The sequence below is a fragment of the Chitinophaga sp. ARDCPP14 genome (assembly GCF_051362515.1).
In the GTDB taxonomy this organism is placed as follows: Bacteria; Bacteroidota; Bacteroidia; order Chitinophagales; family Chitinophagaceae; genus Chitinophaga.
In genome coordinates this window covers 221675-248126 of the sequence record NZ_JBKIXB010000007.1, presented here as the reverse complement: position 1 = coordinate 248126, position 26452 = coordinate 221675, and the positions used below count along the sequence as shown (strand labels likewise).

At 44.2% G+C, this 26452-nt stretch carries 19 protein-coding genes, 1 tRNA gene and 1 pseudogene; 12 read left to right on the top strand and 9 right to left on the bottom strand.

Annotated features, from left to right (window positions below; translation table 11 throughout):
• Positions 1 to 111: 111 nt before the first annotated feature.
• Both ACLHR0_RS20565 and ACLHR0_RS20560 read left to right on the top strand, forming a co-directional pair.
• Positions 112 to 570, top strand: a complete 459-nt coding sequence (locus ACLHR0_RS20565) for a hypothetical protein (RefSeq protein WP_436489110.1) — start codon at positions 112 to 114, stop codon at positions 568 to 570.
• 221 nt (positions 571 to 791) lie between these two features.
• Positions 792 to 2339: a glycoside hydrolase family 43 protein gene (locus ACLHR0_RS20560; protein ID WP_436489108.1), complete on the top strand. Its 1548-nt coding sequence runs from the start codon at positions 792 to 794 to the stop codon at positions 2337 to 2339.
• Between the two features lie 54 nt (positions 2340 to 2393).
• Here the strand turns inward: ACLHR0_RS20560 and ACLHR0_RS20555 are convergent, their stop codons facing one another.
• The gene (locus ACLHR0_RS20555) at positions 2394 to 2534 is read right to left on the bottom strand and encodes a hypothetical protein (RefSeq protein WP_429050165.1); all 141 of its coding nucleotides are present in this window, start codon (positions 2532 to 2534) and stop codon (positions 2394 to 2396) included.
• A 245-nt stretch (positions 2535 to 2779) separates the two neighbouring features.
• On the opposite strand from ACLHR0_RS20555, the gene ACLHR0_RS20550 reads away from it, so the two are divergent.
• Positions 2780 to 5251: a hypothetical protein gene (locus tag ACLHR0_RS20550; RefSeq protein WP_436489105.1), complete on the top strand. Its 2472-nt coding sequence runs from the start codon at positions 2780 to 2782 to the stop codon at positions 5249 to 5251.
• Between the two features lie 15 nt (positions 5252 to 5266).
• On the opposite strand, the gene ACLHR0_RS20545 is transcribed toward ACLHR0_RS20550, so the two are convergent.
• A complete protein-coding gene (locus tag ACLHR0_RS20545; protein WP_436489103.1) occupies positions 5267 to 6139 on the bottom strand; it encodes an AraC family transcriptional regulator in 873 nt (290 codons plus the stop codon).
• 193 nt (positions 6140 to 6332) lie between these two features.
• Here ACLHR0_RS20545 and ACLHR0_RS20540 point away from each other — a divergent pair, with 193 nt between their 5' ends.
• The 4 genes from ACLHR0_RS20540 to ACLHR0_RS20525 are packed head-to-tail and all read left to right on the top strand — an operon-like array spanning position 6333 to position 10817.
• Entirely contained in the window at positions 6333 to 7451 is a 1119-nt protein-coding gene (locus ACLHR0_RS20540; protein WP_436489102.1) for an alcohol dehydrogenase catalytic domain-containing protein, read from the top strand.
• 10 nt (positions 7452 to 7461) lie between these two features.
• The gene (locus ACLHR0_RS20535) at positions 7462 to 8301 is read left to right on the top strand and encodes an alpha/beta hydrolase (protein WP_436489100.1); all 840 of its coding nucleotides are present in this window, start codon (positions 7462 to 7464) and stop codon (positions 8299 to 8301) included.
• A gap of 14 nt (positions 8302 to 8315) precedes the next feature.
• Positions 8316 to 9746 carry a hypothetical protein gene (locus ACLHR0_RS20530; RefSeq protein WP_436489099.1) on the top strand — a complete coding sequence of 477 codons (1431 nt, stop codon included), beginning with the start codon at positions 8316 to 8318 and terminating at the stop codon, positions 9744 to 9746.
• Between the two features lie 21 nt (positions 9747 to 9767).
• Positions 9768 to 10817, top strand: coding sequence for an FAD-binding oxidoreductase (locus ACLHR0_RS20525; RefSeq protein WP_436489097.1), 1050 nt, complete (start codon positions 9768 to 9770; stop codon positions 10815 to 10817).
• Positions 10818 to 10822: 5 nt separating this feature from the next.
• On the opposite strand, the gene ACLHR0_RS20520 is transcribed toward ACLHR0_RS20525, so the two are convergent.
• The 6 genes from ACLHR0_RS20520 to ACLHR0_RS20495 form a co-directional block, all read right to left on the bottom strand.
• Positions 10823 to 12955: a hypothetical protein gene (locus ACLHR0_RS20520; protein ID WP_436489095.1), complete on the bottom strand. Its 2133-nt coding sequence runs from the start codon at positions 12953 to 12955 to the stop codon at positions 10823 to 10825.
• A gap of 282 nt (positions 12956 to 13237) precedes the next feature.
• Positions 13238 to 13909: a response regulator gene (locus ACLHR0_RS20515; protein ID WP_436489093.1), complete on the bottom strand. Its 672-nt coding sequence runs from the start codon at positions 13907 to 13909 to the stop codon at positions 13238 to 13240.
• 11 nt (positions 13910 to 13920) lie between these two features.
• On the bottom strand, positions 13921 to 14715 hold the full coding sequence (locus ACLHR0_RS20510; RefSeq protein WP_436489091.1) for a sensor histidine kinase: 795 nt from the start codon (positions 14713 to 14715) through the stop codon (positions 13921 to 13923).
• Positions 14694 to 15341 (bottom strand): hypothetical protein, encoded by a 648-nt coding sequence (locus tag ACLHR0_RS20505; RefSeq protein ID WP_436489089.1) that lies wholly within the window; start codon positions 15339 to 15341, stop codon positions 14694 to 14696. Before ACLHR0_RS20505 ends, ACLHR0_RS20510 begins: the two co-directional genes overlap by 22 nt.
• Before the next feature lie 3 nt (positions 15342 to 15344).
• Complete coding sequence (locus ACLHR0_RS20500; protein ID WP_436489087.1) at positions 15345 to 15920, bottom strand: hypothetical protein; 576 nt, start codon at positions 15918 to 15920, stop codon at positions 15345 to 15347.
• A 771-nt stretch (positions 15921 to 16691) separates the two neighbouring features.
• Complete coding sequence (locus tag ACLHR0_RS20495) at positions 16692 to 21164, bottom strand: ice-binding family protein (protein WP_436489085.1); 4473 nt, start codon at positions 21162 to 21164, stop codon at positions 16692 to 16694.
• Positions 21165 to 23165: 2001 nt separating this feature from the next.
• Here ACLHR0_RS20495 and ACLHR0_RS20490 point away from each other — a divergent pair.
• From ACLHR0_RS20490 to ACLHR0_RS20470, 5 genes and pseudogenes are all read left to right on the top strand, one after another.
• Positions 23166 to 23735, top strand: coding sequence for a Crp/Fnr family transcriptional regulator (locus tag ACLHR0_RS20490; protein ID WP_436489083.1), 570 nt, complete (start codon positions 23166 to 23168; stop codon positions 23733 to 23735).
• Positions 23736 to 23813: 78 nt separating this feature from the next.
• Positions 23814 to 24320, top strand: a complete 507-nt coding sequence (locus ACLHR0_RS20485) for a cupin domain-containing protein (protein WP_436489081.1) — start codon at positions 23814 to 23816, stop codon at positions 24318 to 24320.
• 638 nt (positions 24321 to 24958) lie between these two features.
• Complete coding sequence (locus tag ACLHR0_RS20480; RefSeq protein ID WP_436489079.1) at positions 24959 to 25162, top strand: hypothetical protein; 204 nt, start codon at positions 24959 to 24961, stop codon at positions 25160 to 25162.
• Positions 25163 to 25233: 71 nt separating this feature from the next.
• A pseudogene (locus ACLHR0_RS20475) lies at positions 25234 to 25685 on the top strand (DUF1016 N-terminal domain-containing protein).
• Positions 25625 to 26233, top strand: coding sequence for a PDDEXK nuclease domain-containing protein (locus tag ACLHR0_RS20470; protein ID WP_436489077.1), 609 nt, complete (start codon positions 25625 to 25627; stop codon positions 26231 to 26233). The pseudogene ACLHR0_RS20475 and the gene ACLHR0_RS20470 overlap by 61 nt, the downstream one beginning before the upstream one ends.
• A gap of 140 nt (positions 26234 to 26373) precedes the next feature.
• On the opposite strand, the gene ACLHR0_RS20465 is transcribed toward ACLHR0_RS20470, so the two are convergent.
• A tRNA-Lys gene (locus tag ACLHR0_RS20465) sits at positions 26374 to 26449 on the bottom strand.
• Positions 26450 to 26452: the final 3 nt, after the last annotated feature.

The following is a 26452-nucleotide window of genomic DNA, read 5'->3' as shown; positions in this document are numbered from 1 at the left end:
TGAAACAACTTATCATCTTAACGATAGTAATCAATGCGGAAAGTCCTGATTTTAATTTTCATTGTAATTCTCACCATTACCTGTACTTATGCCCTCATTTATTACGTTGGGATGCAAGGTTTTGCATTTGCCTGGGCGCTTAATTTCCTGTTGATGGGCTGCGTGCTTTTCTTTACGGAAACATTGAAAGCCCCGCTTACTTCCCCTTACTATACCGAAAAGCCATGGGAACAGGGAGGGAAAATATATCAGTCTCTTGGAATAAATGTTTTCAGGAAATTATTGGTTTGGATTGGCTGGGAAAAACTAAACAAAAAATCCAGCCCGGTGGAAAAGAATACCAAAGCTTTAATGCATCTGCATTACCGGACAAAACAATCTGAATTAGGGCATATCATTATTTTGATGATAGTTTTGGGGATTAATATTTTCGTTGCATTTAAATTCGGAATCCTCAAGTCGCTGTGGTTGTTAGTACTGAATATATTATTCAATCTATACCCTATTTTGCTTCAACGATATAACCGGCCACGAATTGAAAGGGTCATGAATATGAGTAAACATAGATAAAGTGCCCGCGCAATATGGCTGATTCTTATACCTGTTAAGAAATCCCGGCATTACCCGCTCTCTTACACAACGCTTAATTTGACCATTACCAATGGTATTTTTGCAGGGGCTGCCTCTGTCATAAATTCCACGTGAACATCGATTGTTTTAATATAATTTCGCCGTGAACATGAACGCAATACCGGGGAATAACATTACCGGAAAAACAAATACAGTGATCGATGAAAAAAATCTTAGTATTATTTACATTGCTATGGTATTTCACTACCGCCTCCTCACAAATTACAAAAAGCTGGACACCGGATCTGGGCAATGGATATTTCACTAATCCGCTCATGTGGGGCGACTGGCCCGACCCTGACATTATCCGGGTGGACGATAAATTCTACTTCATTTCCACCAGTATGCATTATGTACCCGGTTGCCCTATTGCGGTTTCCCGGGACTTAGTAAACTGGGAGATGGGAGGCTATGCCGTTTCAAGGTATGAGGAAGATCCCCGCTATGACATGAAGGGAGGTGATATGTATCTGAGCGGCTCCTGGGCTGCTACCATCCGCTATCACGACAGCACCTTTTATGTGGGATTCTGCACACCTAAGATGGAAACGAAGGAAGGACATTTTTCCATCTGTACTGCCAAAAATATAAACGGCCCGTGGACAAGAACAATATTCAATGAGTACCTGTATGATCCGGGGCTTTTTTTTGATGATAACGGCAAAGTATATGTTGTGCATGGACAGCAGGCACTTTATATTACAGCGCTAAATAGTGACGCGAAGTCCGTGAAAGTTCCGCAGCGGAAGATCTACGACAATCCTGCTTTTCCATATCTTGAAGGATCGCATCTATACAAAGTCAATAACAAATATTATATACTTGGTTCTACTGGTGGCACGCGGGGACGGGAGGTTTGTTTGCGCTCAGACAGCATATATGGCCCTTATGAAGCGAAAGTAATCATGCAGGATGATCATACTTATCCCGGCAATGGCTTACATCAGGGTGGTATGGTACAATTGAAAGACGGCTCCTGGTGGGCTATTATTATGCAGGATCGTGGTCCTATCGGGCGTGTGCCAAACCTGGAACCGGTTACCTGGGAAGATGGCTGGCCCATATTTGGTAACAAAGGGATAGGGGTAGATATATTCCCCAAACCAGTTACAGGAATCTCCTCCCCGATTACTGTTCCTGCCAGCTCTGATGAATTCGACGCTACTTCATTGGCATTGCAATGGCAATGGAACCATAATCCTGATAATAGTAAATGGTCATTGACTGAGCGACCGGGGTATCTCCGCTTAAAAGCGGGCAAAGCCTCCACCCTGTTTCATGCCATCAACACTTTGACTCAGCGGGTAGAAGGTCCGTATTCCGAAGGAACAATAGAAATGGATATCAGTGGAATGAAAGATAATGACGTCGCCGGTTTGGGTATATTCCAGGTTCCCTATGCTTATGTGGCCGTCCGGCAAGCTGCAGGCAGAAAAGAAATTATTATGGCAATGAATGATAGTACTATAGCAGTTATTAATTTGAAGCAGCCTAAAATTTGGTTTAAATCCGTTACAAGAGAAAAAGGCTTTGTTGCTACTTTTTTCTACAGTACTAATGGTAAGGATTTTCTTCCTATTGGAAGCGAATTAAAAATGGGCCTGGGACTCGATTGGACGGCCAACCGGTTTGCATTATTTAATTTCAATACCAATCCATCAACACTTGCGGCTGACGGCCATGTAGATATCAATTGGTTCCGGCGGTAACCTGGATTAAATTATAAGCGCGATACAATGGTATCACGCTTATAATCCCTGTGATTAATCCCTGGGCTTGTGCTTGTGAGGTTTTAAAGGAGGATAGTCGGGCTTTTTTTCAGGTGTAACTCTCCTTCTTTTATCTAATTCGTCATTGTCTTTCTTGGGTTTTGGCCCTGGTTTAATCGCTTCAATTTTTCCCATAGTGAGCGTTTTTAAATTTGGAAGTTTTATTTAGATCTTGCTAATATAACAGACTATAAATCGGGATACTTACGGTTTTCCGTAAGATCCCGGATACCTCAAACATCTCATCTTCCTTAAAAAATCCAACACCAGTAAATAAAACGGCAAAAAATGATAAAAATACATTAGTATACAAGAAGCAGAATGAACAATTTGCGGCCGGTATGAAAAACGCGCTCCCTACACTCATCTAAAATATTGAAATGAAAAAGAGAAGTCTCATCAAGCACCTGGTTCCAATCCTGGCTGTTCTGGCAGGATTAGTCGTTTTGCCGGCTACCGCACAGGTAAATTTCAAAACGAAGCAGTGGAGTATCCAGCTGGACAATTCCGGGAAGGTGACTAGTATGAAGAGCCTTGCGCTGCAAAAGGAATTCATATTTGCAGATAAGGCGACTGCGCTCATGAGCATAAAGAAAGAAGGCCATATTCTTGCCCCGGGGAGTTGTGCCTGGAACGCAAAAAAATCAGAACTGTTATTATCTTATCCGCAGGCGGGTGTCGAAGCAAAAGTAAAAGTGCAGCGCAACGATCGTTACATCAGTTTTGAACTGACACAACTAACTTCTTCTGAAAATATTGAGCTGATATTATGGGGACCATACCCCGTTACCATCGCAGATACAGTAGGCGAAGTAGTAGGCGTAGTACGGAACAAGGAGTTTGCTATCGGCATCCAGGCGTTGAATGTAAAAACACTTGGAGGATACCCGAACGAAGAAAGCGATATTGAACCATCCTATGACGTGTTTGAAGGCCACAACAAGGTGGATGTAAAGGAAGATGACATGAACAAACAGTCATTCAGAGGAGACGTTGCCCGTCCTACTGATTATGGAGCTGTATTGCAGGCGTATTGCCGCAACCGGGACAAGGACCGGGTTATTGAAAACTGGGGGCATAGCGCTTACCTCGCCCCTGCGTTCAAAGATGGCGGTGTTGCAGGCAGCAAGATCGCGCTTTTCGGAGTTGCGAATGCTGATGTGCTACCCACTATTTCGCAGATTGAACTCAAAGAAGGATTACCGCATCCGCTGCTGGATGGCGAATGGGGGAAACAGGCTTTGCACGCTTCTGAATCATACCTGATCATGGATTTCGGCATCGATAACCTGCAGGAAGCAATAGCGGTTACCAAACAGGCGGGCCTTCGCTATCTCTATCATGGCGATCCTTTTGATAACTGGGGGCATTTTAAGCTGCATGCGAAAGAATTTCCGGAGAACTGGACCACTATGAAGCAGTGTGTTGAAACCGCAAAAGCGAAGGGAGTGCGGCTAGGTATCCATACATTATCCAATTTCATTACTACCAACGATCCTTATGTAACCCCGGTACCCGACCCGCGGTTGGCAAAAGTAGGTTATTCACAGCTCAGTGCAGCTATTGATGCCAATGCAAAAGAAATCGGGATCAGTGACCCGGTTTACTTCAACCAGTTTCAAAACAATACGCTAAAGTCAGTAGTTATAGGCAATGAAATTATCCGTTATGGAACGGTATCCACCTCTGCTCCCTGGAAACTGCTTGATTGTCAGCGCGGCTCCTTTGGCACCAATGCTGCGGCCCATTCCGCAAATGATACTGTTGGTAAACTGATGGATCATCCGTACAAAGTATTTCTCACCGATTATGCACTGCAGGAAGAAATGGCGAAAACCCTTGCACGGTTATTTAATGAAACGGGCCTGATGCAGATATCTTTCGATGGACTTGAAGGCTGCTGGTCTTCCGGCATGGGTCAGTATGCGAAGCAGTTGTTTACAAAAACCTGGTACGATAACCTGACACCCGAATTGAAAGGAAAAGTGATCAATGATGCCAGTATGCCCGGCCACTACTTCTGGCATATTTACACCAGGATGAACTGGGGTGAGCCCTGGTACGCCGGCTTCAGAGAAAGCCAGTTGCAATTGCGCCTCAAGAACCAGCAATTTTTCCGCCGCAACCTGATGCCCTCCATGCTGGGCTGGTTCAGTCTGCGCCCAGAAACCACCCCGGAAGATATAGAATGGATGCTGGCCCTTGGCGCCGGGTATAATGCAGGATTTGGACTGGCTACCAGCCTCGAAACATTGCGGAAACACGGAAAGAAAGACGAGTTGCTGGGATTGATAAACACCTGGGAACAAGCCCGTATGGAGCATATTTTCAGCGAAGCGCAGAAAGAGCAGATGCGAAGTTTAAAGCACGAATTTCACCTGGAGATGACAGGAAGCAGTCAATATAAGCTGACTCCTGTATATAACGCCTATTTTAAACATACACAACAAATGAAACAACCCGGAGAACCGGTTTTTTCCACATTCACGTTTAATAACCCGGCGGCTTCCCAACCGGTGTCTTTTATTATTACACTCGCTGCCAGCAAGGAGTCTGATCCGGATGTGACTTTCGATCAGATATCAATAGGCATTAATCACCAGGATGCATTGGTATTGCCGGTAAGCCTGAAGAGAAACCAATTCCTGAAATGTGATGGCAAAATAATACAGGTATACAACCGGCAATGGCAATTGCTGCAAACCGTAGATCTGAATAAACCGCTGCCGGTTTTATCCAGTGGCGCGAATGAAATTACTTTCGACGGGAAATATTCAGGTGAAAACGGGGCAGATGTGAAGTTGGAAATCCGTTCCAATGGCCAGCCTGAACTGATTCAAAAACGGCACTGATAAAACAATTATTTATTACGGGATATATGGATGAGGTGTTTTCTGAAATTCGGCCCTGTATTTTTGTGGGGAGCAGGATTTAAACTTCTTAAACTGACGGTAAAAGAAAGGAAAACTTTCATATCCTGCAGCATACCCCACCTGGTTGGCATTCATATCTGTTTCAATAAGCAATTTACAGGCAACATTAATCCGGTATTCATTCAAAAACGCGAAGAAGGTTTTTTTCATCACCTTACTAAAAAACCTGGAAAAATATTGTTCGGTCATATTTACCTCTGCTGCAATAGCTTTCAGGGTAATTTTCTTACTATAATTCAACCTTACATACTGATAAACGGTATTGATCCGCTCGTTTTCTGTATAATTCAGGTTATAGGAAAACCCATCCTCACATAAAAGGTCATATTGATCTGTTTGGGCCAAATCATTGAGAATTTGCAGCACCGATATCAGTTTTTCAAACGGCGGCATCGCCGCGATATTCAGTAGTCTTGCTTTTATGCCTTGTGCAATATTTTCGTGAAACCTGATGCCTTTATTTGCCAGCTGGTGCAATTTCTTAATCCATCTGAATTCTTTATTATCCAGCCATCCATTACCCAATAAATCTTCGTTCCATTGTATCACAATAGCAGAAGCCATATCCTGCTGATCTTCCGAATTCCTCCAGCAATGCGGCAGATGAGGCCCTAAAAGCACAAAATCATCTTCCCGGAAATAGCCAAAATGGTTGCCAACGTATCGCATCCCGCGACTGGAAAGTATATAGGTCAATTCATATTCAGGATGATAATGAAAGGGGTAATCAAACTCCTTTTTTTCCTGGATATGGAAATTCAGGGAGGTGGTTTCCTGCTGGGCAATAGCCTCAAACTGTGCTTTCATTTCGTGTGCTTTGGTTTACAAAAAAATATCTGTAGCCAATGACAAAATAAGGTAATAATTGATCAAAATCAGCACTTAAATCAAGGGGACGATAGGATATTTTTGTTAAAACCATTTTAAAATGCTTTTCACGTTCCTGGGGCTTTGGGGTAGCCTCCTCTTTTATTGTAATCAAACTAATAAATAGTCAAATATGTCAATTAAATGTAAAGCTGCACTTACAAACGGGGACGGCACTTTAATGATTGATGAAATTGAAATTCATGAACCGGAAGCTGATGAGGTAGTAGTCAGAATAAAAGCCGCCGGTATATGTCATACAGACTATGATTCCCTGAAATGGGGTAAGCCCATGGTCATTGGCCACGAAGGAGCGGGCATTGTGGTTAAATGCGGTGCAGCGGTTACTGGTATTGCGGCAGGAGACGCTGTGGTGCTCAATTGGGCTACTCCCTGCGGTCATTGTTTTCAGTGCCTGGAGGGCAATCAGAATATCTGTGAAAACAATTCACCCGTAACCGCCGGCGGCAAAGTATATTCCGGCGGCCATGCACATGCTGCCGGCACAACCTGGAAAGGAGTCCCTATTGAGCGGTCATTTAACCTCGGCACCTTTTCCGAATACACGCTGGTGAAATCTTCCGCGATTGTAAAAAACTATTCCAGGGATATGTCTTTCCAGGCGGCCAGTATTATCGGCTGTGGGGTTATGACCGGCTACGGGTCTGTGGTGAATGCGGCCAAAGTAAAACCAGGCACGTCAGTGGTGGTATTGGGAACAGGTGGTGTTGGCCTGAGTGTGATTCAGGGGGCAAGAATAGCCGGTGCAGCAAAAATTATTGCTATTGATATCAATGAAAAGAGACTGAGCATGGCTGTGAATTTTGGCGCCACCCATACGATTACGGCGAGTAAAGAGGACTTAGGACTGCTACGGGCCTCCATAGCCGTAAAAGCATTAACGAATGGACGGGGGGCAGACTATGCATTTGAATGTACCGCTGTCCCTGAGTTAGGGGCTGCCCCATTGGCAATGATTCGCAACGGAGGCACCGCGGTTCAGGTCAGTGGTATTGAGCAGGCAATTACCGTCGACATGACCCTGTTTGAATGGGATAAAACCTACATCAATCCACTTTACGGAAAATGCCGCCCGGAAATTGATTTCCCTAAGCTCATCGGCTTATACGACTGTGGTCAGTTACTACTCGAAGAAATGATTACGAAAACATATGATTTAGAAAACCTGGAAGCTGCTTTCCAGGATATGCTGCAGGGAAAAAATGCGAAAGGAGTTATTATACTCGGCTAAAGATATGACCATGTCAAAGTTCAGAACCATAGAAATTTCAGACCCACGATATGAATCAGCCAACCTGCGGTTCATGACTGTTAAATCACAACATTTGAGGGGACGTGGTGACATCTGCATATTTGTGCCACCGGGTATCAGCGCTTCAGAGGTACTCCCGGTTGTAATACTGCTGCATGGCGTTTATGGCAGCGCCTGGGCCTGGACGCATAGTGCCGGGGTGCATCTCCAGGTAATGGAAATGATACGTTCCGGAGAAATCCCTCCCATGATACTGGCCATGCCCTCCGATGGGCTTTGGGGTGACGGATCTGCTTATCTTCCGCATAACGGGTATGATTTTGAAAAATGGATTGCGGAGGACGTGGTGGCTGCACTGTCTGAAAAGATTGCAGGTGTGACCGAAGCATCCCCGTTATTTATAACCGGGCTTTCAATGGGTGGTTTTGGTGCTTTACGTATTGGCGCTAAAAATGGCAGCCTTTTCCGGGGTATGTCCGGCCATTCTTCCATCACATCCCTGGAACAGATGTCATTGTTTGCAGAAGAAGAACTATCGAACTACCGGCAATTATCCGCGGCCGATGAGCATGTTTTTCAAACAATAGAACAACACCGGTGCCATTTGCCGGCCATGCGGTTTGATTGTGGCCTCGGTGACCCGCTGATTGAATATAACCGGCAATTGCACCAGCAACTCAAGGCAGCCGGCATTGCCCATGTATATGATGAATTTCCGGGTGGACATGAGTGGCCGTACTGGACAGCGCATATTGGGAACTCCCTTAAATTTTTCGCTCAACAATTGAGGTATGCGCCAAAGAATAATAACAATTCAATTAAACCATAAAACCAGATAACATCATGCTTGCAGAAAATTATATTGGTTATAAGGGCCTGCCTGAACTGGTAGGACTGCATGAAATGAAAGATGCCATTACCAAAGGGCTAACGGTGACCGAAAGTGTAGCCAGGCTGAAACGCTATCATTGGACGGCCAGGAGGCTCAGTCTTATATTTACCAGCCGCATAGCGGCTATGCCTATCTATGAATTGAAAATGGCTTTTTCATTACATGCCCATTACCTCGCAGAACATGTTGAACCATTTTTCAACAGGGTACGCGAGATGCGGCAACCTCCATATGGCATGGACACAACACCTCACGAAACACTGGATATCCTATTGGATGAAGTCCAATATGCACCCACCACGGAGGCTTTGGTATGGGGAATTTATGGTGTTATCATCCCTTCGCTGGTTCGCGGACTGGAACGTCATATTGCGGAGAACAACCGGCTCTTTGATCATCCCACTTTCAGGATCTGCCGCCAGGCGCTGGCAGACATAAAAGATATTGACGCATATGGTCAAAAAGCGGTGAGTGCACTTATCGATGAAAACGCCAGGGAAGCATACGGTGAATGGATTAATTTATTAACCGACTGTCTGGCAACCATAGGTGATCTTGACGGCACCCAGACTTGTATTGAAAAGCCGGTCAAAAAGATGTATTCATTACAGCCCGCTGAAATCTCCCTTGTACCCAGGAGGGATGAACGCTTTAAGGATGTATACAATATGCGGGTAAACGCCGAGTCGTTTTTACTGGATCCGCAATTTCCACCGCTTCCCAAAACGATCATGCTTTACTTCAAGCGAATGAGGGAAATAGATGTTCCCGAAATGATGTCCAGTATCGTATATGAAACGAAGGACAAGCCCTGGAACTATTATAAAGATATGATCCGGCAGATATGGGATGAAGCCCGGCATGCCATGATGGGAGAAGTCGGATTTACTTCACTGGATATCGACTGGAAAACTATTCCTTTTAATATCACCTGGTCTTACCTGTTGAATACAAAAATGACCAGTAAGGAGCGTCATTCCATTTTGTACTTTATTGAACAGGGATTGATGCCGGCCAAAACAGGTAAAAAATATGAATGGGATGTAGCGATAGCCACCGCCAACCGGTTGACCGAATTAATCCAGGATTATGACTGGGCTGATGAAGTGTTACATGCCAAAATAGGCAGGGATTGGATTGTTCCGGAATTAGGTGGACAGAATGAGGCAATGGAATATGGCAACAAAGCATGGAGCAAAGCATTAATGGATGCTTATGATAAATTTCTCGAAGCAGGTTTAACAGCACATGAAAACTGGTGGCCGGATATTTATAAGAAGGCATGCCAGCATTGGGGCATCGAGCCAGATTCAACAGTGCTTGCCTATGATATGAATTATCGCGACATACGTGCGGACAGACAGGAGGTCGCCGCAGATTAAGATTATTTAAAGGCAATATGTATGACATCGTACAAGCAATTTGAAGTTATTAAAAAAGTGTTTGAAAGTAGGGACGTTGTATCCCTGTATATGAAGCCGGTAAATTCGCCGGATCTTCCGGTCTTCCGGCCGGGACAGCATTTAATGTTCAAATTCCATATTCCGGGGCAAGAGATACCTGCTTTCCGGTACTATAGTTTTTCCGACCACTATAACAACGGGTATTACCGTATCTCTGTTAAAAAAGAACGCATCCTGGATCAGGGTGTTGTAAGAGCGGGCTTATGCTCTTCCTACATATTCGATATTGTAAAGGAAGGTGATTACCTGGAAGCGAAAGGGCCGGCGGGGGAATTTTATATTAATGCAGAAGAGATGCTCCCGCTTGTTCTCATTGCGGGAGGTATTGGCATCACGCCGTTGCTCAGCATGTTGAAAACTATTGCCAAAGTCAATCCCCAAAGAGAGGTTTATTTTTTCTATGGCGTTAATCAACAAGATGAGCACAGCTTTTTGGAAGAGCTATCTCAGCTGAAAAAAACATCCGCTAATTTCAACATCTATACCTTTTACAACCACGTACTCCCTGGCTGTATTGAAGGGCTGCATTACGACTATACAGGATTTATTACAGTAGAGAAAATGTTTGCATTGTTGTCCGATATTCATATGGACTATTATATCTGCGGCCCCGAAGCTATGATGCAATCCATCACGGGAGCCCTGGAGAAGGCAGGTGTATCTGCGTCAAATATTCATACCGAGTCCTTTGGCACAATTACCGTAGTTCCTGAACAAAACAACCAGGAATCCAGTGAATTGATGATAGAATTTATTAAATCAGGGAAAAAACTACTTTGGGATCAGCGCTACCGGTCTATCCTGGAATTTGCGGAGGCCAATGATATTGATATCTCCTCGGGTTGTCTCTTTGGAGATTGCGGAACCTGCCTTACAAAATTGCAGCGAGGCGAAATTAAATATATCCATCCTACCATGGTTCAACCGGGCAAAGATAACTGTTTGCCCTGCAGTTGTGTGCCTTCCAGTCACCTTGTGCTGGATGCCTGATTTTTTTATAACCTGGCTCTCAATTGTATTGGTTGTGATTTGGTTCCCCCGGTAACTTCATACAATCTCCAGGTATTTTTGTCGTTCCCAACTTCCAGCTTCCAGCTTTTAGCCGGATCGGCCAGCAGTATCTTTACCTGGCGGGGAAATGCATTGGCAGCGCGTGCATCCTCCCAGGTCCGGATGACCTGAAATATGGCATCTTTCTGCGGACAACTTTCCACATCTTTCTGGTTCAGCCGCATACTATATGTAGTACCCAGCCCCACAGAAATGGCTTGTATATGCTCGTACTGCTCCACCGTTGATTTGGCCGTAATAGGAAAGTTCCCGCCCATGCCCACCGGGAAGAAATTGGCGTATGTTACGTCACGCAGATCTTTTCCCTGGCTGGTAGTGCTCCCCCACTCCCTGGTATCAACATCATACAGGTTTTTTCCTCCGCCAACATTCCAGATGCTCTGGTAATGCCAGGAGCCTTCCGACAACGTGGCGCCGGTAAAACGGATATATGGCACGCCAACTGTGCGGGCATGTTCAAACATTTTGCGGAAGAATCTTTTGGCGGAGTAATAACCATGCCCGTTATTGAACAGGAATTCCTGTCCGTCGAAATCATAGTAAGCCAAACCATTGATCTTACACACCTCTCCATAATACTTTGCTATCTCATCCTGCAGTTGCATGTTTGGGATCACCCCGTCATATCCGTAATTAACGGTCACCTGCAGTTTGTAAACAATATCCCCTTCCTCATGGCTTAACGGAACTGTATTCCAGTAGCCACGCTTCACGTTCAGCAACCGGTATGGCGGCTGATCCGATACACCCAGGTAATGTATCAGCTCTTTGCCGATCTTTATCATATTCAAGTCTTCGCAATGTCCCTCCCAACTGGCAATTTCATCCATGTATTTTGGATCATTTACAAGGATAACCGTATCCCCAGGACTAAGCTTGCGGATAAGCAAACGCTTTTGCTGATAGCACAGGCTGTCGCTCGGAAAAGGACTGGCATCCATGGTGCCAGGGGCCAGTGAATTGGTGATAGGTGTTCTGCCGATCAGGATACCCTGCCGGGCAGCCAATGCTGCAAATTCCTTGTGCGATTTGTTACCGGCCGTCATTTTTATCGGCTTCCTTTCAAATCTGCTACCATCCATATATCCGTTAGCTCCCCTGTCTGGTCTCAAAAATCCCTGGTCGTATAAACTAATCGCCTTAAATCCCAGGCGGGCGGTATAAGATATGATGCTGTCGTATAAACCACCGTCGGTAAGAGCGTCCGGCACAAAAGAGGCTGGGTCTTTTATCCACTTACCATTAATGACAGGATGAGGTAATTTCTCCGATATAACAATTCCCTGGAGCACGTCCAGGAGTGCCGTACTATCCGGGCTGCCCCATAAGGCTACGGAAGAACCAATATAATCAACACCGGCTAATGGCTGCACCTCAATGTGATTGGGCTTATTTGCGGCCATATGCGGGATCAGTGAAAACAAAATTTCCCGTTTGCGGGAGCGATCCCTGGATTGATAAGAAACAGAAATACGTCCCTGTTCATCTACCTCTGCTGCATCACCATACATAATCCGGTACCACGGCTCCTTGTGCGCATAAAACGCCACATCGCTGATGCCATTTCCGCCCAAACTAAATACCTGACCTTCATGCAGGGTATCCGGCAATGGGAATCGCTTTGCATCCGGTGTATGAATGATATATTGAAACGGCGCGGCGTCTCCCACAGTTGCTATGGTACCTCCCAGGGTGTTGTCATTCAGCGCCAGCATGCCTATCGCGTAGTTTACGGCTGCCGTGGTATCTCTTGCAACACCAATGATCTCTCCTAAAAGGTTGTTGATATTTGTATGATATGCCCCCCATTGAATGCCTTCAATATTGTTTTTGGAAGATAAGGATAGCAAGGTGAGTTTCAGGTACTTCGCATGCTGCGTGAGGCGCACCTGCGCTATTGACCCATTGGAATAAGTTAGTGAAATCAATTTATCCGATGGCTGGTAGTATGCCTTTACCGGTTCATAATATTGCTTGCCATCGTACAGCTGCATCAGCGGCGATGGTTTATCTGCCGGGCTGAATTCCCGGTACGGCCTCAATGTGATATTCTTCATACTGGTGATAAAGCCCCGCTTATCAATATGAATCTTAAAATAGTTGGTTCGAAAATCCCACTGCGCGTACAGGCTACAGCTATATAACGTTACCAGCAAAACAAAAAATATCTTTTTATTCATCATCGTTACTTTATTCTCTCCGGAACAATCAGTAAAGATTAAAAATTAATAATGGTGTAACAAGCAGGATTTTGACAAGATATGCTGTTATTTTTGCAGTTGAGGATCTGATTGTGGTGAATATGATGATGCGGTGACTCACGAGCGTAAATAACAATACTATTTCAACGACACGATATTATTCCGGATGGCATACAACACCAAACCGGTAACATTCCGTGAACCTGTTTTCTGCAGCAGGTTATTCCGATGGCCGTTCACCGTTTTTACGCTGATAAAAAGTTCCTGCGCAATCTCCTCTGCGGTATATTGTCTGCATACCAACTGCAAAATCTCTTCCTCTCTTTTGGTGATGGAGAGGTTCTGCGGCTTGCTCCTGACAGTTCTCACCGTTCTGAGCTGCAAGGCCTTTAACGCGCGCTCATTGATGTAAGATCCTTTAGTGTACACCGCAATGATGGCTTCCTGTACTTCCTGTGGCGCACTGTCTTTCACCAGGTAACCATGTGCACCGCATTGAATTAACTGGTTAATGAAATTCTCATCATCGTGGACCGACAGGATAAGAATCTTCATTTCAGGATAGGTAACCGCGAGCTCCCGGGTAACGTGCTGACCGCTGTATTCTTTGTCGCCATCCGGTGGCAGGGAAAGATCTACCAACATCACATCCGGGAGAACAGCCGCCTTACGTAATTTATCCGGCACGGAGTAACCATCAGCAGATTCAAATATCACCTTCATATCCTGCCAGGTATTAATAATCGCTTTCATCCCCTCTCTGAAAAGCACCTGGTCTTCCACTAATCCTATGTTGATCTCTTTTTTCATATGGTAACGTATTATGCAGGTAATGTTAATCGGACAATGGCGTAGTATCCGCCTGATTCCTGGTTGCCCATTTCCAGTTTTCCACCGAGCGAATTCACCCGGCCTTCAATACTCTTTAGACCCAGGCCCTTGCTGGCATTACCATCTGACAGTCCTCTCCCATCATCTGTATAATAACAAACCAGTTCCTGGCCGTGCCGGAAAAGATCTATTCTTATCGATCTGGCACCAGCGTGTTTGAGCGTATTATTAATCATTTCCATGATGATGCGGAACAGGCCGAGGTTCACCAGCCAGGGCAGGTCGTCCATGGGGGCTTCACAACCCAGTTCGATCTTTATTTCACCGGCCCGGTTGATCTGTTCCGTTACCGACTCCAGTGCGGCCTTCAACCCGAAAGACTCCAGTTGTGGCGGCATCAGGCGGTGGCTGATACTTCTCACACTTGCCAGCGCCGTCTCCGACAATTGACGAACATACTGCAAGGGCGCCTGTAATTGCTTTGTGTCATCAGCACTTTGCTGTTCGAGCACCATGAGATGCATGCGCATAATAGACATCACCGCTCCTAGCTCATCGTGCAGGTCTTGTGCAATACGTTTGCGCTCTTCTTCCTGCGCATGAATATTCGAGCGAAGCAGGTCCTGTTGGTAGCTACTCTTCAATGCCTCCTGCCTGAGTTTCTGCACAGACAAATTCTTTTGAAAATGCAGGTTCAGGAACACTACCCCAATACCGATGATGAACACAATAACCGCCAGTGGCAGCAATGCATTTAAAAAACTCAGGTCTTTGATCGTTTCCATAGGCCGATAAAAAAACAGGTGTACATGACAATGGAAAAGAATGAGTGAAATATCCAGGTGTACAAATTCAGGTTCCTGCTGAAAGCAGTGATAACAGCGCCAAAATAAAATATCAGTATGCTGGAAGAATAATAGATAAACAATCCTGAATTGATCCAGTTAAGACTACTGATATTCCGGCCGCTTGTTTCTTTTACAATATCACTCAGAAAGAACCGGTAAGTGAACAATGCCAGGATCACAATGAGAATGCCCTCTACCGTTAATGCGATAGAGTTGAAAGTATGAACAGGCTGAATGAACAAGGAGTTAATGGTTGTAAAGAGCAAGAATAATATGGCGATGGACCATATTATTCTTGCATCTATGAATCCATTGAGCAAGGTATTATAGAACCATGCCAGGCAAAGGAATCCTGCCGCTACGTATATGTGCAGCAGCGGCATGTTGTTTTTGCTAACGAACCAGAAAGCCAGGGAAGTGAATTGTATCACGCCCGACAGAAAAATAAACCAGGAGAACACTTTCAGTTCACGGGGCAATTTGCTGTAGTGCACGGCAGCATATACTACAGTGAGTAAAACGGGTACATGTGATAACAGTATTATCGTTTCTGAAAAGTTCATATATCAGCGGTATACTTTAAGGGGTCCTGGCTGTGGGCAGGTATTCGGACAAGGGGCGTTGAGGTCCAGTACGTACTGGTCGTAAGCAGCTGTTCCTGTTGAATCAATATTTGCGAGAATGGGATTTGCACCTTTGTCGAGTATAACATCCACCCCGGCGTTCCATTTGCTGGGGTCCTTCCCTTTCAGGCAGGCATTATCTACCGGTACGAGGTACAACTTGAACCCTACCTTTTCCTGAAACCCAAGATATACCCGGATGTGTTTGAACCGGCATATAGACGAATCGGCGAGTTCCGGGGGCAGCCCCATGGCAGCCAGGAGGTCTACCGCACGGATGGTATAGGATTCTACAGGTGCAGTGCCTTTCCAGTGGATGCGGCAAAGGCTGTCGTATGATTGAATGCTCTGACGGGCTGTTACGAGGTTCACCAGTACACGGCCTACACTGTCTGTGATCTGGTTGCAATCATTTCGGGTGGCGGTTCCTGGTTTAGCTGTACCCGCGGATGGCTGATTTTTACATCCTGCGGTGGAGAGGCCCAGCACCAGGATAATAGGAAAGAAGTGTTGCTTCATTTTAAGTGTGTTTTATAGGATTTGGTTGATAATGCACGACAAAGATGCTGTAATGTAATTACAAAAAATGTAGCTGATACCCGGGGAACCTCAAAAACAGGTATAAATACCTGCATCTTTTATCAAAACGGATAATAATGTCTGTTTTCAAAAATACCGATTTCTTGTTAGTCAGGCGCAATTTTAAAAAGTCTGGTCAGACATCACTTGTTCTAATTTAACAAAAATTGTTTCAACTTCACTTGTCCTGACATCGCTTAACATTGGTCAAACGCGACGCGGCACAACATTTGGGATCTGTGACGGTTAGCACAATTTAGTATTTATATTGCTAACCGTAACGCTCACTTTTCTATCCTTACTTATCTTTCACAACTTTACCACTATAAACAAAGAACCTTGTAGAAGAAGCTTCTTCAAGGTTTTAATTACGTGAGAGTATTTACTTTTTACTCTACTTAAAACGATATAACATGTTGACTTTTTTAATTCTTAACTTTATTAGGGTTGGCGCTACTTTAATAGACTGAAAAACAGACTAGTTACGCTGTTACCTCTTAAATTAGAGTGCAAAAGCAGCAAGATTCGGAACGATGGTATAAGCCATATTTTTTGTTGCCAAAAGTATCGAACTTACATTACATGTAGAACTAATGGCATTATAAACTTAGCGCGTTACCACTCATAAGAATTTTTGTTCACAAGAATATCATAAGTTTTCCGCAGCAATTTGTACAAATCAGTCGTTCGATTGCATCATATGCCTAAACATTAATTGCCAATAAATACTTTCTGGGTAAACACTTTTTGTTGCCGTGTGTAAAAGGTTACGATGTAGATCCCGTTGCTGAATTGCGATCCCAGCTCATGATGTCCGTTGCCGAAAAGCTGCCTGCGCACGACTATCTTCCCCGCTAAATTTGTAACGGTCGCCTCATATTTTTCAACGGACATTTCAACGATCACTGCGTATAACATCCGACCCAGACTGTATGCATAAAATGTACCACCGGCAGATACCGGATCAACCGGAGGCTTTCCCTGGAATCCCAAAAAAAATCTTGATTCATATTCGCCGGCATCCAGGTACAGCCGGTATTGTGGTTGGCGTTGCAGATCCTGCCGTACGCCTGTTTTCATGTCGTAAAGGTAAATATGCCTGCCGGCAGGGAATCGTTCTATATCCACTGCATTAAAAGTGATCCATCCCGGTTGTGCTGTTTTAAGTCCGAGTGGTATTACCTCCGTACTGTCTTTCAATCCGGGCCACGCATAAATGGAGATTCCGGGTGCAGCCGAAGAACGTATATACAGATTTGGCACCAGCGCATCTGTATTCATGAGTTTGAGCGCATCCATTTCTTTGTCGTAGAATCGCGGGGCAGCAGCATCAAAATAAACAACTACCGGATCTACAACAGTCCTTTCATCCGCGTATCCGGCTGTTAGTCGGATTAAAGGCACGGTTAACACAGGCACGCGGTGGAAATCCGGCGCCAGGTTATTGACACGCGCATTATTATTAATAGTGAGGGAGGCTGCCACCGGGTAAGTGCCATCCGTTACATGAATAAAAAATCCCTGCATCGCAGCAATGACAGGGCCCGCCACATTATCGCTGGAAATACCATTAATATAAGAGCTATAGGTGCCCGTATACTGATCAGCCGTACCAGCATTAAAGTAATACACGGCATTATCAATGTTGGTACGGCTCCATCCTGTAGTTGCATTCCAGTCGATGGGCGAGGGATATGGATTACCTACCAGGTTAAAGCCCAGCGTATAAGCCTGATGGTGATTATAGAGTGTGGGTGTCGAAATATTATGGTTATTAACTACTCCTGTAAGATCGGCTGTCATTGCAGCAGAAGAGGCGCCTGTATTGGCGGCATATCCCTGCATGGGTACCAATGGATGAGTGGCTGTTGTATCCGTTATCCATCCGGAAGCGGCCTGGTTCTCATCATATCGGTAAAAATTAGGGAAAGCAGCATTCAGGTTTACTTCATTGGAGAAACCTCCGATTGTGGCTGCCTGGAATGGCGAGCTGACATACCTATATCCGAAACCAGAAGCCAGGTATCGTTGCATAGTAACATTTCCCACCACCTCTCCTGTTCCGCTACCCTCAATCAATGCGGTTTGTGTGACGGTTGACATCAGCGTAAGATTTCCACCTGTATTCAGTGAACCATTTGACACCAGCAGTACTCCGCTGAGCTGTAAAGTTCCGTTCAGTATTACACCTGCATTGTTATTGATGGTAAGGTGCCTGATCTGATTTCCTGCAAAAACATTGGCCGGTATGGTCTGCACGGCTGTACCGGTCATTCTTAGAGTGCCGGCAGATACATCCAATGTTCCGCCATTATTGATTACTCCTGCTATTTGCAGAGACCCGTCCGTCACGGTTACGGAAGCGCTGCTTAGTATGGTTAAATTTTTTACCACGCCGGTACCTGCATTTAACAGCGGGTACCTGGGAGCGCCGGATGGGATAGTTGCATTAGTAGCGGAAGTTGGAACAGCGTTATTAAACCAGTTACCGGCATTATTCCAGTCGGTACTGACGGCGCCCGTCCATGTGCCCCCCATGACACAAACAGGAATGGTTACAGCACCAGGTCCCATCGTAAGAGCGCCTAAAGTAGAAAACATTCTTCCGTTCAATATGCCACCGGCAGCCATGGAAGCGGCGCCATTGTTTGCGATCAACGTGCCCACCATAGTAGTGGAGGCTGCCATGGCAATGGCTCCTTCTACTTTCCAGTATACGTTACAGGCAGATGCACCATTGACCAGGTTTACTGTAGTACCTGCCCCGGTAGTGAATGCGCCTCCTATTTGAAAAATAAACAGTTCATTGGAATTTCCCTGGGCATCCAGTGTTAAGGTGGCAGCCACTGACCCCGCAGCGGCTAAATTATAAATGCCGGGAAATAATGTTTCCCCGTTTCCAAGTACGGCCACGTGACTGGCAGTGGGAAAAAATGCGTTTAATTGGTTATAGGCTGACAGCACATCTGCTGCGCCCTGCGAGGTTACTGCATTTGCCGTATGCATAGATCCAGCCACAATAGCCGTTTCAAAACCGGTAATAGCGCCCAAGTTAGTACCTATATCACCTGTAACCTGTGATATGCCAGTATTACCCACTCCTCCGCTAACAGCAAAAAGCGCAAAATTGGCGGCTGTACCTAAATTGACGCTGGGTGGAGCGATGATACTGATGCTGGTCGTAGTCTGGTATTGATTACATCCTGCCGCTGCCGCAATGGTGTAGATAACAGTATAAGTACCCAGCGTACTTGTGGCGAGGTCTATCAAACCAGTTGAGCTATTAATTGACAAACCTGCTGTTGAAGCATAAGTGCCTCCCACTGTTCCTGTGCGGGCTACTGCTGCGGTGCCTGCATCCGAGCGATAGGGAGAGTTTATATATGAAATTACCGCAGATGGCCCCGCCGTAATATTCACCGTAATAATAGCTGGCTGACTAAGACAGCCGCCAACGGTTTGCGTCACTGCGTAACTGGTAGCGCCAATTGTAGTGGTAGCTGGTGTAGGCGCCGTGGCAGCGCCCCGTTCCCACAGCAGGGTGGTTCCGGTAGCCGTTAAGGGAACGGCGATGCTATTCTGACAATAAGTTAATGGGCTGACAACAGCAGGTGCTGCAGGCGTACAGGGACATACCGGTAACGATGCCGTCCCCGGACCCAAAGTAACTGCTCCCAATGTGGAAAACAGTCGCCCTTCAAGTAAACCTCCGGCCCCCATAGAAGCGGCGCCGTTGTTTGCGATCAACGTTCCCCTCATGGTGGTGCCGGCCGCCATAGTGACCGCACCTTCTGCCTTCCAGAATACATTACAGGCGGAGGCTCCGTTAACCAGGCTGACCGTTGTGCCAGCCCCGGTGGTTAATGCAGCACCTATTTTAATAACAAATACTGCATTTGGGTCTCCCTGTGCGTCTAATGTGAGCACACCTGCAATAGATCCTGCTGCAGGTATATTATACACCCCAGGTGTAAGGATTTCTCCATTGCCCAGCACCGCAGCATGGCTGGAAGTGACGGGAATCGCATTCAGTTGGGTGTAGGCAGACAACACGTCTACCGCTCCCTGTGCCGTAGTAGTATTGGCAATATATAAGGATCCAATCACAGAGGAAGTTTCCAGTCCCGTGATATCGCCCACATTGGTACCAATGTTACCTGTAATATTGGAGATGCCTGTATTACCTATTGCGCCACTCACTGTAAAAAGGGTAAAATTAACCGCAGTGCCTATGTTAGGTAGCGGTGGATAATTTACGGTTGATCTACTGCCACCCAAGGCCGTACTTAATGCACCTTCCGTAACAGCATATACTTTCCAGTAATAAGTAGTGTTGACAGATAAACCAGTTTGAGAAGAAGAGTTGGTGTTAGCTGGTGTTTGGGAAACAAAGTTGTAGTTTACACCATCCGTTGAACGGTAAATAACAAACCCATTTTCATTGGAAGAAAGATCTGTCCAATTCAGCGTCATTGCACTATTTGTTACGCCGGAAAATGTTAGCGTACCGGGAGAGATTGCCACTGGTGGTGTGAAGCCATACGTTGTGCCGGATGCGGGCTTGCCCGTTACACTTGATTCCGCAGCGGAACTGGCGCTGCTGCCGGCGTCATTGATGGACAGAAAATTCCCTGTTCCTGTAGCCATTGCCGTTATACCTACTGATGCGGACGTCAATAACGCCAGCACTAATTCCTCTCTGTACTTAAACTCTATCTTCCCGGTGCTTTCATACAATTTTACCTGTAAAGATATCACGCCTGCCAATGCCAGGTCGGGCCATTTTATATTCAGGTATTGCAGGGTGAATACACGGCTGCCTGTTGTGCCGGTTGTTTTATACGTAACATTTGAAGTGACTCCAATGCTAAGATCATCCCATAACGGTGCTATTACGGGCCTGGGAGCGCCTCCCGACAGCAAATTATTGACGGGTGTAGCAGCAGTGGCCACGGAGCCAAGTGTCAGCCAGCCATTTGTACTTGCAGATAAATTGGTATAACGGGTACCCATATACCAAAAATCAAATCCTATAGGTATCAGGTTGGAAATACCTTCACCAACGTTGCCGGTCCAGGTGGTAGCAGTGGGGGTTACCAAAGCAGTAAAAGTGCCAGTTGAGGCGTTAAAGATATAATTGGTGATTGTTTGAGCGGTTATCTGAGGGCTTAGACAAAAAAGCAAAAAACCAATCAATATATTTCTACAGTGTAAAATGGATATGGGCAATCTTCTCATGTCATTCAGCATTTATATAGCTACCGTAAAAATCGCTACCTCTAATTCTTCACTTAAAACAGATCCATATCAGCTGTAGCTATTTCTACTGCTTTGGCATCATTTTTCTTAAGAAGAGGTATATACTCCATGTGGTTTTCCTGTTTTATAGTCTACATCCGCTGCATTGTTAAGTATTATATTGATCCTTCAGCGGGTAAAGATGTATAAACGGCGATGCCATATATTACACCTACCGCCCTTACTATGCCTTGCCGTGAAATATGGCTGACTGTATTTTTCCGGACACGATTCAATATGCTCCTTGCCTGGAAGAAATAATTAGTTATGATTTACTGTTACATCAAACGAGGGTGCTGACATGAAATACCTGATGGCTGCGCTGCCGCTACATTGACATAGCACTGACAGTAAGCCTTGACGTACCGTCCCGATCGCTGATGTACTACTTATGAAGTAACTAATTCCATTGGGAATAGTGAGTGCAGATGAAAGCAATGTAATGCTGTAGGTATATTTGCCAGGGCCTGTAACGGTGAAGGAAGCAGCAGATACAGTATCATAACTACCTGCAACATTGCACCACCTGTTGCTGAACGAACGCCAACAGGTGTTAACGTTGCTGTACCACCTGAGGAGGCCCGCACAGCAATGTTACCGAATTCATATCTATATTCCTGTTAATACTGATGGGTGTTATGCTATAGGTCCGGGGCCAGGATATCTTTGCTTTATTCCCTCCTGTCAATGCCTCCCGGCAATGATCAGCATCAATCGGTGAATAATCGGAATCCATAAAAAGTGTAATGTAAACTATAATATCCTTAAACAACAATAATAACAAGGTATTGTTGCATTCTAAGCTATTAATAAGTAAGAAAAATAAAATGGCTGTATTTAAATTAAGTTACGAAGTGATAAAAACGTCCTCAAAAATCATTAATAACTAATATAACAAATTTAACAGGTAGCTGTTGCTCCTTCATCTTATAAGCCCAAACAACAAAGTATAAGTTGTAATTGGGGTAAAAACTGGAAGTACTCCCACCAGATGGAAAAGGATTTATATTACATTTATTGATGTAAGGTGGTTTGGGACTAAAGATGCAATAGACTGTTCGTCTCTTCTAACAACGGCACTTTCACTTTCTGACATTGCAATATTAGAAGATAGAACATTTACAACCTTCAATACTGTAGTCATTCCATCAAACAAGCAACTAAGCGGTAAGGGGGCAATTATTTCTTCTACTCCCAATCCTATCTTGCTATCCAATCATCTTCCGAAAGAATAGAAATTAATGGTCTTTATATAACTGGCAACGGCAGTAATACCGCCATTGAAATAACGGGTAATTATTCTAATTCATATGCGTCAACAGCGAAGACCTGTAATCTCATCGGTGATCGTTTGCAATGGGCTCCAAAATACTATTTCCCTGGGATATAGTTTTCCTGTAGCTGGAAATATCTCAAGTCTTACAGGCATTTTCAGTGGAGGTATCTATAAAATAACCCTCAGTGGAGCAATTACGATCAGCCATGCCGGCTATCTTTTACTAACCTGCCAACAGGCGCCAAAGTATTGGATGGTGTTTACCGACACCTTGATCTTACCAGTAATCCGGTTGAAATATCATGATTATTTTTCCATAGTAAAAATAAGTTAGGTTTTAGTATCACCGGAATTTAAATTTATCCGTACGCTCCTTTAATATGGAAATACAAAATCTCTTAAGAAAAAAGCGTGATACCATTTTTTTCGAATTGTATCGCGCTTTCGTGATCCCTATGGTACGGAAATCGAACTATTTTTTACCGGATCTGAAGTTTCTAAGTGAGTTATCAGCATTAAATGTGGTTTAAATAATCGAATATTAAGGCCGGTGGATGAAAAAAGTCTTCAAATCTATGACTTGATAATTTTTTGTTTCTAAATTTACACTCATGAACAACTTTTGGAAAAAAGTGACCATGTATCATCCGCTGTCAGATGAAAGCCAACAGGCTTGGGCGAATATCATTAAAAGGCGTACCTACAAACGCCATGAAACATTTGTAATGGAAGGCCAGGTTCCACGGCTGGTGGCCTATGTCGTGAAAGGACTGCTCTCGCAGTACTATACAGCGCCGAATGGAGATGTGGTTATCAAACGTTTTTTTCCGGAAACATTTCTGGCAGCCTCACTGAGTGCGATGTTAACCCAAAGTCCCAGCCAGTTTACGATCCGCGCGTTGGAAAACACCACGGTATTAGAATATGATTTCGATGAATTTAAAAAGCTGACAATGCTTTGTCCTGATATGGCCGCGTCGTATATCCGTTACCTGGAGATACATTGGGTTGTGGAAAAAGAGCCACAGGAAATATCACTACGCTATGACACTGCCAAAAGCCGTTATACTGCCTTCCTGCAACAATTCCCGACGTTAGAACGCCGCCTGAAACAGCATGAAGTCGCTTCCTATCTTGGTATTACGCCTACTCAACTGAGCCGCATACGTGCCGAGTTATAATTTTATTTGAAGTATCAACATTTGTAAATGTTTTTTAGGTTGGCATGTCGGAATTTTGTCTTCATAAAAATGAAATTTATGAAGAAGATAGACTATCTGGAAGATCAGCTCGCCAACAAGGCTACCATACATCATCCCGGGGAAGGAGAGCGTTTGGAAGTGGGAGGAGCATCCATTGTTTTCAAAGTAACCAGCGAAATGTCGAACAGCCACCTGGGTGTATATGAAATCACACTGCCACCACATACCATCGGTGCCAGGTTGCATTACCACCGTTTTATGGATGAAACTTTTATTGTAGGCAAAGGTACGCTCACTGTATATGCTGGTGAAGAGACACATCACCTATTGCCCGGATCTGTTGTGTATGTACCACGTTTCACGCCACATGGCTTCGCCAATGATACGGATGAACAGGTAGTGCTCACACTCATTTTCAACCCGGCAGAGAAAAGAGAAGGCTTCTTCCGAGGGCTGGTGGATATACTCAGCGAACAACCCATTGATCCTGCCAAATATCTGAGACTGTATAATAAGTACGACAGCTTCCCCGTGGATATTAATAATATGTTGCCGGTAAAGTGAGAAAAACGGGTGGAATCGAATTATACCTATCCTCCGGGGCTTTCCATTGTACCTACCTCCTGCCTGAAAACGGGATTTAAAAGGTACCCTTGAATCTTGCAGCTCATGGAGCAGCCCTTTTATTAAATTGTACGATTTGATGGGATAACTGACCGTTCTCCTGGCTGTTTCATGGGCTATGATGTTCTTCCGTTCAATTGTTCTCTTTCATGAAGATGGTGGATGGTTTTGAACAGTCAGGCCCATGGGCACTTGAACTTGTATATATCTGACAATAAGGGACTAACAATATAGGTGAAAAATCAGGAAAAATATCGAAAGCAAAAAGCCTTCAAATCTTGCGACTTGAAGGCTTTTGCATTTTTCGTGATTCCTATGGTACAGAAATCGAACTTTCTCCTTCACTGTATGCAAGCATTACCGTCTCTAAGTCATTAAATCCTCAGCGCTGATACATCGAAGCACACCTATTCCTAATCCAATAAAAAAATACCATTCAAATACGCCAAAATGTTATCAGGTCGTTAATCCTCTTTCATTCTGTTGATTGATTCACCTCTACATGCCCGTTCTTTTAACTTATCAGCCAATGATAACGGTATAATGGCCATTATTTAACGGCAATAACAAAGAAATTTATGACTGAAAAGGCTTACAAAGATTGGCTATTAGAAATAAAAAACAAAGTACGACAAGCTCAACTAAAAGCGGTTGCCAATTTCAATATTGCTTTAATTAAGCTTTATTGGGAACCAGGGAAAGAAATTGTCCTACGACAAACCGAATCAGAAATCCCATCATTTCAATCCATCCTTTTCAAACATCACTATAATAACAAATAGCACTCATTTATATCAAATTAAGACACTGTATTAACATGCCTTAAAGTATATTTGCTCTGCAACTTTTTCATATGGAACTACTGGAACAAAAATATAAACAGCTTGTTTCTGGAATAGGACAATTGTTAGCCTCCGGAAGGGAAAGCGCAGCTCAACAAATAAATACCATTTTGGTATATACTTATTGGGAAATCGGGCGATATATTGTAGAGTATGAACAAAAAGGGAACGAGAAAGCCGAATATGGAAGCCAGTTATTTGACAAGTTATCCAAAGACCTCACCGCGTCCTATGGCAAAGGATTCAGCAGATCCAACCTGCTATACATGAGAAAATTATATAATAATTTCCCAAAACGTGAGACACTGTCTCACAAATGACATGGAGCCATTATTTTGAGATCCTCAAATCAGATTCAGATCTGGAAATTAGCTTTTACGCCAAACAATCTGAAAAAGAAAAATGGAGCGTAAGAGAACTAAAACGGCAAATGAAAAGTATGCTATTCATAGACTTGCTTTAAGTACCGACAAAGAAGGAATTTTAAGACTGGCCAATGAAGGGCACGAAGTACAGCAAGCAGAAGATTTACTGAAAGATCCATTTGTATTGGAGTTCCTGAATATTCCTGAACAACACCTATATCTTGAAAACGAATTGGAAGAAAAGCTAATTAATAACCTTCAGCATTTCTTATTGGAACTAGGGAAAGGATTTGCGTTTATTGGCCGGCAATACCGCATGAGTATTGGTGGCAAACATTTCAGACTTGATCTATTGTTTTATCACAGAATATTGAAGTGCTTTGTTTTAATTGATTTAAAAAGAGGAGAAATTGATCATACAGATATTGGTCAGATGAATCTATATCTCAACTATTTTAAAAAGGAAGAAGCATCTGAAGGAGATAACGAACCTGTGGGAATATTATTAGGGGCATATAAAGATCATATCCTGGTTGAATATGCAACAAGTAGTATAACGAACAATGTGTTATTAGCTAAATATCAATTATACCTACCAGATAAGAAACAGTTAGAAAACGCATTGAGCAAATTACTTGATCATTAGTGACGGTTAACACTATTTAATAAAGTCCTGCTAACCACAACGCTATCTTTTCACATCTTTACCACTAAAAACAAAAAAACCTTGCAGAATCAGCTTCTACAAGGTTTTAATTACGTTAGAGTACTTACTTTTACTCCTTATGGTGATCCCCTTGGGACTCGAACCCAAGACCCATACATTAAAAGTGTATTGCTCTACCAACTGAGCTAGGGAATCTTT

What these genes read in the sequence shown, in the direction of transcription:
- ACLHR0_RS20565 (WP_436489110.1), top strand. Translation starts at nt 112, where the DNA reads ATGCAAGGTTTTGCATTTGCCTGGGCGCTTAATTTCCTGTTGATGGGC.
- ACLHR0_RS20560 (WP_436489108.1), top strand. Translation starts at nt 792, where the DNA reads ATGAAAAAAATCTTAGTATTATTTACATTGCTATGGTATTTCACTACC.
- ACLHR0_RS20555 (WP_429050165.1), bottom strand. Translation starts at nt 2,534, where the DNA reads ATGGGAAAAATTGAAGCGATTAAACCAGGGCCAAAACCCAAGAAAGAC.
- ACLHR0_RS20550 (WP_436489105.1), top strand. Translation starts at nt 2,780, where the DNA reads ATGAAAAAGAGAAGTCTCATCAAGCACCTGGTTCCAATCCTGGCTGTT.
- ACLHR0_RS20545 (WP_436489103.1), bottom strand. Translation starts at nt 6,139, where the DNA reads ATGAAAGCACAGTTTGAGGCTATTGCCCAGCAGGAAACCACCTCCCTG.
- ACLHR0_RS20540 (WP_436489102.1), top strand. Translation starts at nt 6,333, where the DNA reads ATGTCAATTAAATGTAAAGCTGCACTTACAAACGGGGACGGCACTTTA.
- ACLHR0_RS20535 (WP_436489100.1), top strand. Translation starts at nt 7,462, where the DNA reads ATGTCAAAGTTCAGAACCATAGAAATTTCAGACCCACGATATGAATCA.
- ACLHR0_RS20530 (WP_436489099.1), top strand. Translation starts at nt 8,316, where the DNA reads ATGCTTGCAGAAAATTATATTGGTTATAAGGGCCTGCCTGAACTGGTA.
- ACLHR0_RS20525 (WP_436489097.1), top strand. Translation starts at nt 9,768, where the DNA reads ATGACATCGTACAAGCAATTTGAAGTTATTAAAAAAGTGTTTGAAAGT.
- ACLHR0_RS20520 (WP_436489095.1), bottom strand. Translation starts at nt 12,955, where the DNA reads ATGAAGAATATCACATTGAGGCCGTACCGGGAATTCAGCCCGGCAGAT.
- ACLHR0_RS20515 (WP_436489093.1), bottom strand. Translation starts at nt 13,909, where the DNA reads ATGAAAAAAGAGATCAACATAGGATTAGTGGAAGACCAGGTGCTTTTC.
- ACLHR0_RS20510 (WP_436489091.1), bottom strand. Translation starts at nt 14,715, where the DNA reads ATGGAAACGATCAAAGACCTGAGTTTTTTAAATGCATTGCTGCCACTG.
- ACLHR0_RS20505 (WP_436489089.1), bottom strand. Translation starts at nt 15,341, where the DNA reads ATGAACTTTTCAGAAACGATAATACTGTTATCACATGTACCCGTTTTA.
- ACLHR0_RS20500 (WP_436489087.1), bottom strand. Translation starts at nt 15,920, where the DNA reads ATGAAGCAACACTTCTTTCCTATTATCCTGGTGCTGGGCCTCTCCACC.
- ACLHR0_RS20490 (WP_436489083.1), top strand. Translation starts at nt 23,166, where the DNA reads ATGAACAACTTTTGGAAAAAAGTGACCATGTATCATCCGCTGTCAGAT.
- ACLHR0_RS20485 (WP_436489081.1), top strand. Translation starts at nt 23,814, where the DNA reads ATGAAGAAGATAGACTATCTGGAAGATCAGCTCGCCAACAAGGCTACC.
- ACLHR0_RS20480 (WP_436489079.1), top strand. Translation starts at nt 24,959, where the DNA reads ATGACTGAAAAGGCTTACAAAGATTGGCTATTAGAAATAAAAAACAAA.
- ACLHR0_RS20470 (WP_436489077.1), top strand. Translation starts at nt 25,625, where the DNA reads ATGGAGCGTAAGAGAACTAAAACGGCAAATGAAAAGTATGCTATTCAT.